13 protein-coding genes are annotated in these 16,758 nt (G+C 41.2%); 8 read left to right on the forward strand and 5 right to left on the reverse strand.

The features are described from left to right. Window positions 1-156 precede the first annotated feature (156 nt). From C9J47_RS12300 to C9J47_RS12310, 3 genes are read left to right on the forward strand one after another with little or no spacing between them, the layout of a single operon-like run. The gene (locus C9J47_RS12300) at window positions 157-1,914 is read left to right on the forward strand and encodes an ABC transporter permease (protein ID WP_107253794.1); all 1,758 of its coding nucleotides are present in this window, start codon (window positions 157-159) and stop codon (window positions 1,912-1,914) included. Further along, window positions 1,880-2,539, forward strand: coding sequence for an ATP-binding cassette domain-containing protein (locus C9J47_RS12305; RefSeq protein ID WP_107253795.1), 660 nt, complete (start codon window positions 1,880-1,882; stop codon window positions 2,537-2,539). Before C9J47_RS12300 ends, C9J47_RS12305 begins: the two co-directional genes overlap by 35 nt. Next, a complete protein-coding gene (locus tag C9J47_RS12310; protein ID WP_107253796.1) occupies window positions 2,532-3,149 on the forward strand; it encodes a CDP-alcohol phosphatidyltransferase family protein in 618 nt (205 codons plus the stop codon). The genes C9J47_RS12305 and C9J47_RS12310 overlap by 8 nt, the downstream gene beginning before the upstream one ends. Window positions 3,150-3,272: 123 nt before the next feature. On the opposite strand, the gene C9J47_RS12315 is transcribed toward C9J47_RS12310, so the two are convergent. Further along, complete coding sequence (locus C9J47_RS12315) at window positions 3,273-4,325, reverse strand: zinc-binding alcohol dehydrogenase family protein (RefSeq protein ID WP_107253797.1); 1,053 nt, start codon at window positions 4,323-4,325, stop codon at window positions 3,273-3,275. 127 nt (window positions 4,326-4,452) lie between these two features. Here C9J47_RS12315 and C9J47_RS12320 point away from each other — a divergent pair, with 127 nt between their 5' ends. Beyond that, window positions 4,453-5,394: a LysR family transcriptional regulator gene (locus C9J47_RS12320; protein ID WP_107253798.1), complete on the forward strand. Its 942-nt coding sequence runs from the start codon at window positions 4,453-4,455 to the stop codon at window positions 5,392-5,394. 46 nt (window positions 5,395-5,440) lie between these two features. Here C9J47_RS12320 and punR read toward each other — a convergent pair whose 3' ends face one another. Continuing rightward, a complete protein-coding gene (punR, locus tag C9J47_RS12325) occupies window positions 5,441-6,343 on the reverse strand; it encodes a DNA-binding transcriptional activator PunR (RefSeq protein WP_107253799.1) in 903 nt (300 codons plus the stop codon). Window positions 6,344-6,448: 105 nt separating this feature from the next. Here punR and punC point away from each other — a divergent pair, with 105 nt between their 5' ends. Together punC and C9J47_RS12335 are read left to right on the forward strand one after the other, a co-directional pair. Further along, a complete protein-coding gene (gene punC, locus C9J47_RS12330) occupies window positions 6,449-7,657 on the forward strand; it encodes a purine nucleoside transporter PunC (protein WP_107253800.1) in 1,209 nt (402 codons plus the stop codon). Window positions 7,658-7,966: 309 nt separating this feature from the next. Then, window positions 7,967-9,481, forward strand: a complete 1,515-nt coding sequence (locus C9J47_RS12335) for a Na+/H+ antiporter NhaC family protein (RefSeq protein ID WP_107253801.1) — start codon at window positions 7,967-7,969, stop codon at window positions 9,479-9,481. 327 nt (window positions 9,482-9,808) lie between these two features. Here C9J47_RS12335 and C9J47_RS12340 read toward each other — a convergent pair whose 3' ends face one another. The 3 genes from C9J47_RS12340 to C9J47_RS12350 form a co-directional block, all read right to left on the reverse strand. Then, a complete protein-coding gene (locus tag C9J47_RS12340; RefSeq protein WP_050764912.1) occupies window positions 9,809-10,555 on the reverse strand; it encodes a transporter substrate-binding domain-containing protein in 747 nt (248 codons plus the stop codon). Window positions 10,556-10,944: 389 nt separating this feature from the next. Beyond that, entirely contained in the window at window positions 10,945-11,343 is a 399-nt protein-coding gene (locus C9J47_RS12345; RefSeq protein WP_107253802.1) for a hypothetical protein, read from the reverse strand. A gap of 273 nt (window positions 11,344-11,616) precedes the next feature. Next, window positions 11,617-12,237 carry a TetR/AcrR family transcriptional regulator gene (locus tag C9J47_RS12350; protein WP_107253803.1) on the reverse strand — a complete coding sequence of 207 codons (621 nt, stop codon included), beginning with the start codon at window positions 12,235-12,237 and terminating at the stop codon, window positions 11,617-11,619. A 189-nt stretch (window positions 12,238-12,426) separates the two neighbouring features. Here C9J47_RS12350 and C9J47_RS12355 point away from each other — a divergent pair, with 189 nt between their 5' ends. Next, window positions 12,427-13,656, forward strand: a complete 1,230-nt coding sequence (locus tag C9J47_RS12355) for an efflux RND transporter periplasmic adaptor subunit (RefSeq protein ID WP_107253804.1) — start codon at window positions 12,427-12,429, stop codon at window positions 13,654-13,656. 2 nt (window positions 13,657-13,658) lie between these two features. Then, a complete protein-coding gene (locus C9J47_RS12360; protein WP_107253805.1) occupies window positions 13,659-16,745 on the forward strand; it encodes an efflux RND transporter permease subunit in 3,087 nt (1,028 codons plus the stop codon). Window positions 16,746-16,758: the final 13 nt, after the last annotated feature.

Raw genomic sequence — 16,758 nt, forward strand, 5'->3', positions numbered from 1 at the left:
TAGCGATAAGTGGGCTAGTTGCTAAATACGATACTATCGAGGTGTCAGAACATAACGTTCGGCACCTCAATTTCACTATAATGAAAGGGTAATAAATCGCTTTATGCTGTCTTTTTCTATGTATCACATTGTCGCTGGTAAGGCTTCGGAAAACACATGATTCGCTTGCTGTACTTAGTGACAATACTCATTTGTGCTTTACCTTTAATACCCGGTGTATTAGGTATTGTGCTACCTGCTCTTTCTTGGTTACCTGCCCTTGGTTTATACACACCAAGCTTTTCAGCTTTTAATATAGCCTTTCAATGGTCGGGGCTTTCTCAGTCAATTTTCTTAACTTTATTTACAGGTATTGGTAGTACTGTACTCGCGATAGCGCTTTGCTTTTTTATTCTTAGGGCTAATTGGAATAGCCCTCGCTGGCAACGTATCGAGCACTTAATTGCCCCTATGCTGGCATTACCTCATGTCGCATTTGCTATTGGCTTTGCTTTTACCTTTGCGCCTACAGGCTGGCTTTTCAGATTACTCGAAAGTATCGGTATAGATACATCGTCGGCTTTTACCCTTATTCAAGATCCTTACGGCATAGGGCTATTATTCGCGCTCGCGATAAAAGAGACCCCATTTTTACTCTTAATGAGTGTATCTGTTTTACACCAAATACGTGTTAATCAATTGCAAGCCGTCGCAGCTGGCTTAGGTTATAACCACAATGAAAGCTGGTTAAAAGTCGTATTACCGCAATGGCTTCCTAAGATGCGTATGCCTATTTACGCCGTATTGGCGTACGGGTTATCAGTTGTCGATATTGCGTTAATTCTTGGCCCTACACGCCCTCCTACACTCGCCGTTTTAGTTTGGCAATGGTTTAACGAACCAGATTTACTTTTAATTACCCGAGCAGCCGTCGGTGCGTTACTGCTTCTTACTGTTTCTTTCAGTGTTTTAGCACTTGCACGTGCTATTGAGTGGCTTGCATTTGATATAAAGCGTGAATGGCAAATTTCTGGCGCTTTTCGCTATCAGGCTACAACTCCCCTCACGACCAAAAGCAATAAAAGAAAGAGAAACACAGGCATAAGTGGACGACTGCATTGGCCATTTTTCATCATACCGATTGTAGTTGTCCCCGTTCTACTGCTGTGGTCTTTTGCTCAACGCTGGCGTTTCCCTGATATATTGCCTAGCCGATACAGTGCACGCTTTTGGCTACAAGAAAGTAATACACTGATTGAACTCGCCACCAGCAGTGCAATGCTAGCTTGTATTAGTGCTTGTCTGGCTTTGATTTTAGCCATTGGTTGTCTTGAATATCGTCAAAAGTATCAACGTGGGCTGCCTACGTGGTTAATTGCTTTACCAATGGTTATTCCTCAACTCTCTATTTTATTTGGTATGCAAATATCGACCTATTTTATTTCAGGTCAATACTATTGGTTTTGGGTAATATGGAGTCACGTGCTATTTGCTTTCCCGTATTTATACCTATCTTTAGATGGCCCATGGCGCAGCTATGATATCCGGCTCGATCAATCAGCCCGTAGTTTAGGCATGAATGCATGGGCAACGTGGTGGAAAGTAAAACGCCCTCTCATGATGCCTGCTATTTGGTTAGCCATCGCTGTCGGCATGAGCGTAAGTCTTGCACAATACCTGCCAACACAAATTTTAGGTGCTGGACGTATTTCTACCTTAACCACTGAAGCTGTCGCTTTAGCCAGTGGACAAGATCGTCGCGTCAGTGCTGTTTACGGTTTACTTCAAGGGTTGTTACCTTTGATTTTTTTCACTTTGGCACTGATTGCCAGTCGTTATTCGGGGAACTTTTCCCGTCATAAAAAATCGATTCAACGACAAACACGGAGTACCAACACGGATGACCTTATCTGTGGAAAACCTCACTATAAATAACGCTAATATACCGCTTATTTCTTCTATCAACTTCAGTGTTAATAATGGTGAAGTGATGACATTAATGGGACCAAGCGGCTGCGGTAAATCTAGCTTATTAAGTGCCATTGCTGGTCATTTAAGTCCAGTATTCACCTTAGAAGGTCAAATACAGCTTAATAATACGATCATGAATGATCTTGAGCCCGACCAGCGCCAAATTGGGATCTTATTTCAAGATGATTTACTGTTTCCTCATCTCAATGTGTGGGAAAATTTAGCCTTTGGATTACCCCGAAATATCACAGGGGCAAACAGAAAGAACAAAGCAATTCAAACACTGACACAAATAGGATTACATGATATCGCCTTTAACATGCCTAATGAAATATCGGGAGGACAACGCGCTAGAATCAGTTTAATGCGAACATTACTAGCAAAGCCAAAAGCGGTTTTATTAGATGAACCCTTTAGTAAACTCGATAAAGCCTTACGGGTTGAATTTAGGCACTTTGTTTTTGAGCAAATCAAGACACAAGATATTCCCGCATTAATGGTGACACATGACGATGACGATATTCCTGAAAATGGACTGGTTTTACGCTGGCCATGGAACAACAATGATCGAGGGTTAACCAATGCTTGATCGCTATGCAGTTAAAGTTATTCGTTGGCCGCTAAAAACACTGGCAGCCCTACCCGATAAACTTGGAATTACTGCCAATCAAGTAACGTTAACTGGCTTTTTAATTGGCTTACTTGCCTTACCATCCCTTATGCTGCAAGAGTATTATTGGGCACTTACATTCATCGTTATTAATCGAATATTTGATGGTTTAGACGGTGCTATTGCACGTCGACAAGGCATTACAGATTGCGGTGGTTTTCTCGATATTACACTGGATTTTCTCTTTTATTCGATGGTGCCATTTGGCTTTGTATTAGCAGACCCAAATGCAAATGCCGTTGCTGGTGCATTCTTGATCTTTTCGTTTATTGGTACTGGTTCAAGTTTTCTATCTTTTGCCATAATGGCAGGAAAACGAAACATCGAAAGCCCTGTTTATAAGCAAAAATCCTTGTACTACATCGGAGGATTAACGGAAGGCACAGAAACCATTGCCTGCTTTGTACTGTTCTGCTTATTTCCACAATACTTTGCAATCATCGCATGGGTGTACGGCACCTTATGCTGGATTACAACGGCTACACGTATCTGGGCGGGTTATCACACCTTAAAAGATACACCTGATTGAGAATAACTCAGCCAGTTTTACAAAAACACAAACGGCAAGGTGGAATAAATAAAAATCCCTCACCTTGCCGTTTTATAATTATGTATGCTTTCAATGCTTAGACCAAATAAGAAACAGAGTAGATTAGAAGCCTTCTAATACCACTTTACCTATCGATTTACCTGATTCGATATAAGCATGTGCTTTTTTAAGGTTTTCAGCATTGATCTTGCCAAAATTCTGCCCTAATGTTGTGACTAACTCACCATCATCAATCAATGAAGATACTGCGTTTAATAACTGGCGCTGCTTATCCATATCGGCAGTTTGGAACATTGAACGTGTAAACATTAATTCCCAATGAAGTGATAACGACTTACGCTTCAACTTCATAATGTCAATTGGTTCTTGAGGATCATCAATCAACGCCAGTTGCCCTTGAGGCGCTAAGGCTTCGACAATCTCATCAAAATGTTTATCTGTGTGTGTAAGGCTAATTACATGTGTAACATCACTGATTCCGATGCGTGCCAGCTCTTCTGTGAGTGATTTCGAATGGTCGATTACATAATCAGCGCCTAGGCTTGCTACCCATGCTTGGCTCTCTTTACGTGAAGCAGTACCAATCACTGTTGCATTCGTTAACTTAACCGCTAATTGGGTTAAAATTGAGCCCACACCACCAGATGCACCCACGATCAGTAAACGGGTATCTGTTGGTTTCTTTGCTTCATTGGCAGCTTGGTCTGAAGCTACATGGCTGATCACGTTAAATCCAAGTCGATCAAATAAGAGCTCCCAGGCTGTAATTGTTGTTAACGGTAAAGCTGCGGCTTCTGTATTCGATAATGTTAATGGCTGTTTACCGACAATGCGTTCATCCACAAGATGGTATTCAGCATTGGTGCCTTGGCGGGTAATATCACCGGCATACCATACTTTATCACCCACCTTATAGTGCTCTACATCATCACCAATCGCGACGATTTCACCGACTGCATCCCAACCTAAAATTTTATGTTCACCTTCATTCGGTTGAGCATTACGACGAATTTTAGTATCGACTGGGTTAACCGAAATCGCATTCACGTTAACCAATACATCTCGTCCTGTTGCCGTCGGCATCGGTAACTCGATATCTAATAGTGCATCTGGTTGATCAATGGCTTTCGCTTCTAAGTATCCGATGGCTTTCATGGCTATTCTCTTTAATATTTGAAGGGGGGTATATGTTGTTAAAGCAATAATAGAAGAGAATGTTCCAATTAAAAACAGCATAATGATTTAAACTTTTTCAAAATAATATTGATAATAGGTGTTAACCATGAACACAGCAGACCTTGAGCTTTTTGTGCGAACCGCCGATATCGGTAATATTACGGCAGCCGCAGTACAACTCGACATGAGCCCTGCAGCCGCAAGTGCAGCCCTGAAACGACTTGAAAAGCAATTGGGTATTGAGTTGTTTATTCGTTCAACACGTCAGTTACGTATTACCGCTGAAGGTGAACGTTTTCTACTTCATTGTCGTCAAGCACTGAGCTCGCTAGATGATGCCAAAGCATCAATTACGGAAATGAAGGGAGAAATAGCCGGAGAAGTGCGTTTATCTGTTTCTTCAGATTTAGGACGTAACCTTATTTTACCATGGTTAGACGAAGTCATGGATAACAACCCTAAACTCAGTTTTCAACTCAGTATTGGCGATTCGCTGGCTGACTTCTACATGGATAAAGTCGATGTTGCCCTACGTTATGGGCAACCTGAAGACTCAACAATGGTCGCATTTAAATTAGCCACAGTAGACCGTGTAATTTGCGCTTCACCTGATTATATTGCGACATATGGCGCACCGAAAAAACCTGAAGATTTACTGCAACATAATTGTTTGCTGTATCAGTTAGGCAGCAAAACATATAACCAGTGGGAGCTGGTAAGTAAAAACAGTGGCAATACGATCTCGAACACTGATGACAGTATTAAATCCAGATCTAAAATCAAAGTAAGCAGTAATCGCATGTGTAACGATGGCGATATTGTTAAGCGTTGGGCAGTTGCAGGTAAAGGGATCGCATTAAAATCACGTTTAGATTTAAGCCATGATCTGAATGCAGGTCGAGTAATCGAGCTAATGCCCGGTTACTATGTTGAACCAACAAGCTTATGGCTAATTTGCCCAAACCGAAAACAGGTAACTCCTGCCATTTTACTATTACGAGATTTGCTAAGAGAAAAATGCCAAGCGCTACTCGCCACTACAAAATAGACATATTTAATAAAGCCTATATCTATAAAGCTTACCTATACCTCTTTTAACGCATCCATTCGCGGTGAAGCTGCTCACTATCACCCAGATAAGCGAGTAGCCATTCAAGTGCAGGGTTTACGCATTCGGTATTCCATGCAAGGCAACATGGGCTAACCGCGGGTTTATTCACTAACTGCTTTTCGACTAATTCACCCGATTCAATCCGAGGAATTGCCATATGCGTAGGTACAACACTGATCCCCAAACCTGCTTTTAAACACTGTAGCGCACTGTACCAATTAGGTACCATGATTCGGCGCTGGTTATCCATTATCCAGGTAACACGTTTAGGCAACGTACGCGCCGTATCTTCAAGGCAAATTGCCGGATACTGAACTAACTCTTCTGCGGTAAGTTTATGTTCCACACTTGCTAGTGGGTGATCTTTACTCACCACAAATTTCCACGTAAGTGTGCCCATATCACGATAATCGAATGCACCACCCACAGGAACCGCTGCAGTAGCCCCAATCGCTAAGTCTGCCCTGCCATCTGCGAGGGCATCCCAAACTCCATTAAACACTTCCATGCTCAGATGCAGTTCGACATCTGGAAAGGCAACGTAAAAGTCACGCACTAAAGTATTTACTCGGCTTTCTCTTACCACTGTATCTAAAGCAACAGAGACACTTTGCGACCAACCATTTGCTACACGCTGTGTTTGCAAACGCATCAATTCCATTTGCTTTATTATTTTGCGTGCTTCTTCAACAAAATAGTCTCCAGCTGGCGTTAATTTAACCTGCCTATGCAAGCGAACAAATAAATCGACAGCTAAACGCTCTTCGATTAATCGAACGGTGTAACTAATTGCACTTGGTACCTTATGTAATTCTTCTGCCGCAGCGGAAAAGCTGCCACGCCTAGCGACAACATCAATAACTTGCAGATCATTGTATGAAAACATATCACATCAAATTTTTTGAAGGCAATGTTGAAATATTACCGTTTCACAGCCAGTAAAACCACCATTAAACTTGCCGCAATGTTATTTGATTAAAAGAAAAGCGTAATGAAAAACCAACCATCAAAAATCACCCTAGCCTGGTTTGCATGCCTTAGTATGTTAGGGTTTCTCGCAACAGACATGTATTTACCAGCATTTGCAACAATTCAAGAAGAGTTTGGTACAACACAATCACTTATTGGTCTCTCTTTAAGTATCTTCCTTCTTGGTATGGCGCTAGGGCAGTTAATCTACGGACCGCTTTCAGACCGCATTGGACGTATTAAAGTCTTAATTGGCGGTATGACGTTATTCAGTGTCGCTTCGGTATTATGTGCTTTTGCACCGAACGTAGAAATGTTTCTTGTAGCACGTTTTGCACAGGCTTTAGGTGCATGTAGTGCTACCGTTATTTGGCAAGCAGTTGTTGTTGACCGTTACGAAGGTAAAGTATCTGAACGCGTATTTGCGACAATCATGCCGCTAGTAGCCTTATCTCCGGCACTTGCTCCTCTTGCTGGTGCAATGCTTGAAGGTCAATTCGGCTGGCGTAGTATTTTTGTCTCTCTTGTTGGCTTTGGTGCTGTTTTAGCGATTATGTCTCTGAAAGAGACTGAAAGTGCACCAACGGCGAAAAACCATGAAAAAGTATTCGTTCAGCTAAAGAAAGATTACAAGCAAATTTTAAGTTCAAAAAAATTCATCGGCAACATGCTAATTTTTGCAGCATGTTCTGCAGCGTTCTTTGCTTACTTAACAGGCTCACCGTTTATTATGGGAGCAATGGGTTATTCAGGTGCTGATATCGGCTTGAGCTATGCCCCACAAACAGTTGGCTTCATTATTGGTGGTTACGGTTGCCGATCTCTATTGGCTAAATATGAAAGCAAGAAAATTCTACCATGGTTACTAACGTTGTTCTTCACCACAGTAGCGATGATGTTCTTGATTTCACTTAGCACATCACCAACTTCAATTTGGCCTATCTTGCTTCCATTCTGTTTCCTAGCGGTTGCAAATGGTGCTATTTATCCAATCGTAGTTAGCCAAGCGCTATCTGAGTTTAAAAACTGTAGTGCAACAGCAGCAGGCTTACTTAACTTTATGCAAACAATGGTTTGTGTGGCGGCAAGTGCGTTAGTATCTGCATTTACTGCATATGGTCTGATTACGGTAACAACAGCCATGTTTGTAGCAGGCTTTATAGCTATTATTGGTTTTACTCTTGTTGTACAAGCACGTCGTGAAATACCACAAGACGCACAAACAGCTTAAGTTACATAGCGTGTATCGTCATTGATATTAAGTTGATGTTGTAAACGCTAAATGTAATAAATATGAAAAGTCGACCACAAGGTCGACTTTTTTGTATCTGCAATATGATAAAACCATCTCGATTCAAATGCTCTTTTTACGCATTCCAATAGATCCATCTAGGTTCTTCTGAGTTCTGAGAATAAAACATCAACACTTAATCTCTCCACCCTATATACACGCTGACAAATTAAATATATATTCAATAAAAATGCATTTATAACAAAATGGACTAACTCATTCCCAAGCTGTATTAGGAAGGAAGTAAACATGGAACAAACGGATGTAACCTCGCTTATCCCTATCATCATTACGTTGATACTTTCATTAAGTACACGAAACGTTGTAATAGGTTTATTTGGTGGCGTATTAAGTGGTGTCGTTATGCTTAACGGCTTTAACCCTCTCGATACATTTGGGGTGTTAGTAAAAGATCATTTAGTACCTCAACTAACTGACAGTTATAATGCTGGTGTATTAGTTTTACTTGTTTTCATTGGTGGGTTTGTGGCATTAATGGAACAATCTGGCGGTGGTCACGCTTTTGCTCAAAAAGTCACGCACTGGGTAAGTACTAAGTGTCGTGCGCAAATATCTTCATGGTTTGGTGGTATTTTTATCTTTTTCTCCGATCTCGGTACACCGCTGATTGTTGGTCCAGTTTTCCGCCCCCTATTTGATAAGCTAAAACTTTCCCGTCAAAAATTAGCATTCATTATTGATTCAACCTCATCCCCTGTGGCAATTCTCATTCCCTTTATTGGTTGGGGTGTATATATCATGGGGCTTATCCAAAAAGAATTTACTGCCTTAAATGTTGATATAACCGATTGGGAAGCATTTGTTCGTGCAATTCCTTTTCAGTTCTATGCATTTCTAGCCATTTTTATCGTCCCCTTAGTTGCCTTTAAGAAGCTTGATTTTGGTCCTATGGCTGAAGCAGAAGAAAAAGCACAACGAGGTATAATTACAGGTGGAACAAAAGAATCGCTTACCGCTTTTACGCATAAAAATGCAAAGTCATCATTTGTATGGGCCCCATTATTGGTTATGGCTGTTGTGCTTATCAGTATGCTTGCACCATTAGGCTTCCCGTTTGAGAAAATTTCTGGATCTTCGTTTAGAGCTGCGCTATCTAGTGCCTATTTCTTTGCTGCTATTACGCTAATTGGCTTGATGGCGCTGTATAAAGTACGAAATTTCTCTGATGGTATTTCGGTTTATTTAAAAGGAATGGGGAATATGATGCAGGTCGCCATCATTCTTATTCTTGCATGGACATTAAGCGGTGTAGGTAAAGATTTAGGAACAGCTGCATATATTGCAGAACAAGCACAAACAGGATTTCCTCATTGGCTAGTACCCGCTGTGGCATTCTTGTTATCAGCAATAATTTCTTTTGCAACGGGCTCTTCTTGGGGCACATTTGCGATTATGATGCCTTTGGTGATTCCAACAGCTATTGCGATTGACGCACCACTTTATGCTTGTATAGGAGCAGTTTTATCTGGCGGGCTGTTTGGTGATCACTGTTCTCCTATTTCAGAAACAACAATATTGTCTTCGACTGGTTCTGGTTGTGATCAATTTGAACACTTCCGTACCCAGTTACCTTATGCACTTTTAAACGGCTTTATTGCACTTGTCAGCTTTGTTATTGCAGGCGTAATGAATACCCCACTGATTCTAATCGGCGCTTTGATTGTGCAAGCTTGTCTGGTATTTGCCTTAGCCAAAGTTCATCAGCGCCATTTAAAAAATAAACACGTTATCGCGGCACTATAACTATTCGTTGCCTCAATCTAACATACACTTATATTAAAAAAGCCGCTAAATAATAGCGGCTTTTTTCTCACCCAAATTAGAGGTAATACCAACCTAAATAAGTACCTGTTCATTCTTGCTGATTAAAATCGATAATAACAGCGTTAGAAATTTTATAATTAGAACCACTAGTTACTTCAATTTCTGCCTTGTTCTTACTGATTTTTCTTGCGCAAATTTATGACCATTTACTTATCCAGATTGGTATAGGTTGTTTCTTCCTGAAACGATTAATATTTTACACTTCTTTTTTATTATTTGCCTGGCTGTTACGCCATGGCATTAGCACTAACGCTCTAAGTGCACCAGTCCCCACTTTTTGGCAATACGTTCGAAAAAACCCTGAGTCTTTTTTAACTCAACCCAATGGTTGATATAATTTATCCATACTTGGTCATCACGTGGTAACAACATCGCAATGGGTGTTGGTCTACGCATTCCTTTCACATCTGCAATTTTGAGTTGAGAGAACTTACGCGTTATTGTTGCCGCTTCAACGTTAGACGTCACAATAACGGTTGCTCTATTCGCTAAGAGCTCTTGATAGTCTCGAACCTCTGAATCAATCACATCATGTTTTGCTTTAGGAAAAAATTCTTTAACCATGCTTTCTTGTACTGTGCCTAGTGAAGAGGCAACAGTTACTGAAACATTATTGAAGTCATTCCATTTCTTAAAACGCGTCATGTTCTTTTCTTGGATAACAGGAACAAATGCCAAGTAAAAATAGGGCTGACTATACCCTGCAACTCTGGCACGGTGCATATTCAGCGAGGCACTGCCCGTCATGTCATATTTATCTGTCACTACACCATTAACGAGATTTTTCCATTCTGCAGCCACATACTCAACCGTAACTCCAAGATCTTTAGCCAGCTCGGTTGTAATATCTATATCGTAGCCTTTATAGAAATTTGTTGCGGGATCTCGGATAGTCATCGGGTTCCAATCCCCCGTTGTCCCAACTTTTAATACACCACGATCGATGATTTGTTGTAGGCGACTTGAAGCAGCATCAACTTGTTGTGAAAGCATTAATCCTGGAATAGCGACCAGTAATGCACATACTTTACTGATGGACCAAGTCTTCATGATCACCTCGTAATTTATATTGATGATGTTGAAATACACAAAATAAACATAGCAGTAAAATGTGATCTAAAAGGCAAAAAAATGCTCAATAGTATGCTAGACAGCTCTATTTTTCATTTATCTTAAAAGTAAGAATTTTTAGGCATTATTCTCAAGAATGATTCATCAAAATGAGCTATCTGATCAGATAAGCTGACATTTAATTGCATTAACTACCGTAACCACCGTTATGATTTGGAATCACAAAAGATTAAAACAAAAAATCCCACACTTGCTTATTATCGGAATAAGAAAGTATGGGCAGTATTAAATTGAACTGTCGTGTTCGCTAATTAATCTTCACGCTTATCTAAAACGGTATAACCTTTTTTCTCTAAACAATTACGAACGACGTAATCTGCATCATTCAGATCTTTACTTCGACCAGCAAGACCACCACTTACGGCACCTGTTGCACCACCAAGGGCAGCTCCTTTAGCAACACCTTCACCAGTCGCTGCTCCTGCTACCGCACCTAAGCCAACCCCTAACAAAGCACCATTACGTCGGGCTGCAACTTTGCTACCTGTCGCTTCATCTGCAAAACCAAGGCACTCTTGATATGCCTTATCATAATTCTCATCTTTATCCATCACTACGGGTTGTGTGTTATACGATAAAGCGCCATGACCAGAGCACCCCATTAAACCGAGAGAAATAACTATTGTTGCTGCAATCGTTAGCTTTTTCATATCGTATAAACCTTATGTTGAGCAGATAAGTTGATTAGAGAATCTCCATGTCTCGTTGCCAATATTCATTGCAAACATTGACGTCTTTGGTATGACGGTAATTTAACCAACTGCAGCATTTCTAGCTAATCACTAGTTCTTAACCAATTGATAAGCGTTACTTATGATTCCGTATTTTTATATAAAAAAAGCCCATTATCTCTTTACTAACAGCAAGAGATGATGAGCCTTAACATTTACTACACAGCTAACACGAGTAACGAAATTAAAAATCTATGCTTTAACTTCATAGCCAGCTAAGAAAAGATCTACACAGCTATTCAAATAGGTTCTACGATCTTCTTCTGTTTCTTCATTGTCCTCACCTAAGTAAGACCAATAAACGATTCTGCCATGCCACATAAGTAATAACTGCATCGCAGCTTCATGAACCGGTATAGGCACATTCAGTACACCTTTATCGATAAAATATTGAATGTAATCAGCCAACATATCGGCTGTCGCTTTAGGTCCAGCGCTAAGATATACCTTCGCGAGTTGTGGGTGACTATCTCGTTGGCTAATAGCCGTTTTGTACGTATGCTGAGCTTCTTTCGTTAATAACATGCTTTGAAAAGAAAAAGCAAAATCACACAAAACGTCACGAATCGGTCTTTGATCATCGACCAACTTTCCATCTAACTGATTCTCTGAACATTTTGCCTTTATGCACGTCTCAAAAAGCTCATCTTTCGTTTTAAAGTGTGAATACACTGTCTGCTTAGATACTTGCGCTTTAACGGCTATCGCATCCATGCTGATCGCATAGCCTTGCTCACAGAACAGCTCTCCTGCTGCTTGTAAAATTTGCTTTCGTTTTTGCTCACTTCTTGGACTCAACACTTCGGTCACCATTAATAAAACAATTTATTATCACTTTTGGCACAATCAAACTGGACAGTCTAGTTCCGATCGTATATTTTTTACTCATGTGGACTGAGAAGTCTAGTTTGATTCAAGTGCTCTGTGATCGAAACCTGAATTAAATATGTATATAGACTAGACCGTCTAGTTTTAGAGTAATCCCAATCAGGAAAAATTACCATGCCACAGATATCATCGCGATATACATTACACGTACTGATACTTGCAGCATTACTTGGCGGCTGTAATAGTTCGAGCTCTGAGCCAGAAATACAAACAGAGCAATTACATATAGCCAGTGTTAATGCGATGACCTTAACACCATCTGATCATTACATGGTTACTCGTGAATACGTGGGCATTGTTCAGGCGGGTCAGCAATCCAACTTAGGTTTTGAACTCGGTGGAAAAATAGCGCAGATTTTTGTCGATGTTGGCGACAAAATTCAAGAAGGTGATCCGCTTATAGTTTTAGATACTCAGCTGCTAAAAACCTCTGCAGACCAGTTAACTGCACAGCAAGCGCAGATTACTGCCCAACTAGAATTGGTTAATGCAAACCTAAAACGTCAAAATACACTAAAGAAAAAAGGATTCAGTGCTGAATCTGAAATCGATAACTTGAACAGCCAACGTAATGCTTTACGGGCAAACTATCGTCAAGTTGGGGCAACCTTGGCGGCGAATCGATTACAACAAGAAAAATCAACGATTTATGCTCCTTATAGCGGAACCATCAGTGCACGTTACATTTCAAAAGGTGATGTAGTCAATACGGGGTCTCCTACCCTTAGATTACTTGCAAGTAACCGAAAAGAGGCACATGTTGGCATTCCTACTATGCAACTTCTTCGTGTTAACCAACTCTCTCAATCTTCTGCTACAAACACTGAGAATGCTGCGAATACAGACGGTAAGAAACAATGGGTTCTACGTATTGGTGATAAAACATACACCACTACGCTATTAAACCCTGGCGCCAGTGTAAATCTGAACTCTCGCTCTATTACCCTGCGTTTCGAATTACCTGACTCTGTTACTGCTATCGATGGTGAATTAGCGTATTTACAATTAGACGACAAACACGATGACAATGGATATTGGGTGCCACTTTCAGCGATGACCGATGGACTTAGGGGCGTATGGAATGTGTATGTTCTCAGTGAAGAGTCAGCAGATGAAAACAATACATTAGAAAGTTCGAAAAAAAAGCTTCGCGTTGAGCGACGTTCTGTACAAGTTTTATATGCAAATGGAAAACAAGCGTATATCAGCGGTGCAGTGAATACAGGCGAAAAATTAGTGTCTGATGGGCTACACCGTTTAGTACCAGGACAAACTGTCGTTATATCAGAAAGGAGCTGGCTGCCAAAAAAGCTGTCACTCCCACTGATTGATAGCGAGGCCTAATAATGAAATATATTCTTGGCAATACTCGGCTGCTTATTCTTGCTGTTGCATTACTGATTGTGAGTGGTCTTTCAGCATTAAGTGCACTACCCCGCGCTGAAGATCCTATCATCAAAAATAGAATCGGCAGTGTTGTTACACATTATCCCGGCGCAACAGCTGAGCGTGTGGAAGCACTGGTAACAGAAAAAATTGAAACCAGCTTACGCCAACTTGATGAAATAAAAACATTATCATCAGTATCTCGCCCTGGTATCTCGGTGATTACAATAGAGTTGAAAGATGAGATTATGGATTCTGACCCCGTTTGGTCGCGAGCGCGAGATCAGCTCTCTGATGTTGTTCCGGTACTACCTCAAGGTACTTCAGCCCCTGATTTAGATACCGATCATGCTTATGCCTTCACTATTATTACGGCACTCACTTGGCAAGGTAATACTGAACCCGATCTTCTTACTTTACGACGTTATGGTATTGAATTAGGTAATCGCTTACGCACCCTTAGCGGCACAGAGTTTGTCGATGAATACGGTTTGCCTGATGAAGAAGTTCTTGTGAGTATGGATCCTATTGTCGCGAGTGCACTAGGCCGTTCAGCAATATCGATTGCTGAAGCAATCAACGGGGCTGACGCGAAAAACTCAGCAGGAGAATTAGTGAATGGCAGTAACAGATTCGCGCTAGAAGTTTCTGATTCTCTCGATTCCTTAGATCGTATTCGCCGTGTGCCTGTAGCAATTGATGATAATGGCCATGTTGTTCGCTTAGAAGATATTGCCGATGTAGAACGCCGCCAAGCTACTCCTCCCGCAGAGATGGCAATCGTGCAAGGTCAGCCAGCTGTTATTATCGCAACACGTATGCAGCCTCATTTACGCGTTGACCTCTGGTCTAACCGTGTACACACCTTCTTAGATACCTTCCAGCAAGAGCTACCAAGTAACGTTAAAATCAATATCCTGTTTGAACAACAAAGTTATACAGAAACCCGCTTATCAGATCTGTCTCAAAGTCTATTAATCGGCTTCACGATCATCTTAATTGTTTTGCTGCTAACGTTAGGTGTTCGTTCAGCTATTATTGTCGCTCTTTCGTTACCACTAACGAGCTTACTCACCTTAGCAATGATGAAGTTTACAGGGCTACCCATCAACCAGATGTCGGTAACAGGCTTAATTGTTGCCCTTGGTATCATGGTCGATAATGCAATTGTGATGGTCGATACTATTCAGCATTATCGTCAACAAGGTATCGAGAAACTAAACGCTGCGATGAAGGCACTGAACCATTTATGGATCCCCCTGCTAGGTTCAACCTTAACCACTGTTTTAGCTTTCGCCCCTATTATTCTAATGCCGGGACCAGCAGGCGAGTTTGTTGGCGCAATTGCGATTACCGTCTCGTTCTCACTAGTGGGTTCTTATATTATCTCTCACACCATTGTGGCAGGGTTTGCATCACGTTGGTTACCATCAGGAGAAAATAGCCACCACTGGTATCACACAGGTATCACCCTTCCAAGGTTAAGCAAAGGATTTGAAAAAAGTGTTCGCATTGCGATTAAACATCCACTAATCACTGCATTGTTAGTATGTGTTTTACCGCTTACTGGCTTTTGGAATGCCTCACAATTAACGGAGCAATTCTTTCCACCGTCAGACCGTGATATGTTTGAAATTAAGTTGTTTTTACCCCCACAAGCGAGCATTTTTGCCACAGCAGAAGCAACAAAATCGGTTGATCATATTTTGGCACAATATGACGACATCGAAAATATTAACTGGCTTGTTGGTGGCAACTTCCCTTCGTTCTATTACAACATGGCTGCACGTGAAAAAGGCGCAGCCTATTTCGCACAGGCCATGGTAAAAGCGAAAGATTTTTCAGCCGCTAATGCAATGATTCCTGACTTACAAGCCAAATTAGATATAGAACTACCTCAAGCACAAATCTTAGTCAGAAAACTAGAGCAAGGCCCTCCGTTTAATGCGCCACTCGAGGTGCGCTTATATGGTGCTAATCTCGACACATTAAAATCAATTGGTGAAGATATTCGCCTGATTATGACAGAAACGCCCTATGTCACTCACACCCGTGAAACCCTGCAGCCTGGTACACCCAAAGTTTGGGTAAACGTTAATGAAGAAGCGAGCCAATTAAGTGGCTTAACATTGAGTAAATTCGCTAATTTACTGCAAGCCTCTTTAACAGGTAAAGTAAGTGGAAATATAATTGAATCTTCTGAATCAATTCCAATCAGAGTCCGTGTTAAAGATGAAAACCGTGAGAATATGTCTCACCTCAGTAACCTTCGTTTACCCGTTATCTCTGAAGATGTGTTTACTGGGTTGCCCGTTTCCGCCCTTGCAGAGCTTTCTTTAACACCAAGTAGAGGCGCAATACCACGCCGTAATGGCCAACGTGTGAATGTTATTGAAGGTTACATTCGTGCAGGGGTACTACCGCAAACAGCACTTGATCATTTTCAAGCCAATATCACTGAATATCAAAAAACAATTCCAGCTGGTTATCGGATCGAATTTGGTGGTGAATCAGCCGAGCGAAATGAGTCGGTTAGTAACTTGCTTGCTAACTTATCAATGGTCGTGACACTACTTGTTATGGTGGTTGTGATTTCGTTTAACTCATTCCGCTTAAGTCTTATTATCTTTACTGTTGGGTTACTTGCCGCTGGGCTAGGCCTGTTATCTGTCTGGACATTCAGCTATCCCTTTGGGTTTACCGTTATTATTGGTTTACTTGGTTTAGTCGGCCTTGCCATTAATGCCGCTATCGTCATCTTGGCTGAACTAAAAGCCGATGCAGATGCGATAAACGGTGATAGCGACGCAATTCTTGTAGCAGTAATGAGCTGTACGCGTCATATAACCTCTACTACGATCACAACGATTGGTGGGTTCATGCCATTAATCTTAGCGGGTGGTGGCTTCTGGCCGCCGTTTGCGGTCGCTATTGCTGGCGGTACACTGTTAACGACGATGATCTCGTTTTACTTTGTACCCGCAGTGTTTAGACTGGCGGTATATAAAAAGCCACTGTATAAAAACCAATCTGTCACAGTCAGTTAGACATAAATAACGT

Source organism: Photobacterium indicum, from assembly GCF_003026215.1.
Taxonomy (GTDB): Bacteria; Pseudomonadota; Gammaproteobacteria; order Enterobacterales; family Vibrionaceae; genus Photobacterium; species Photobacterium indicum.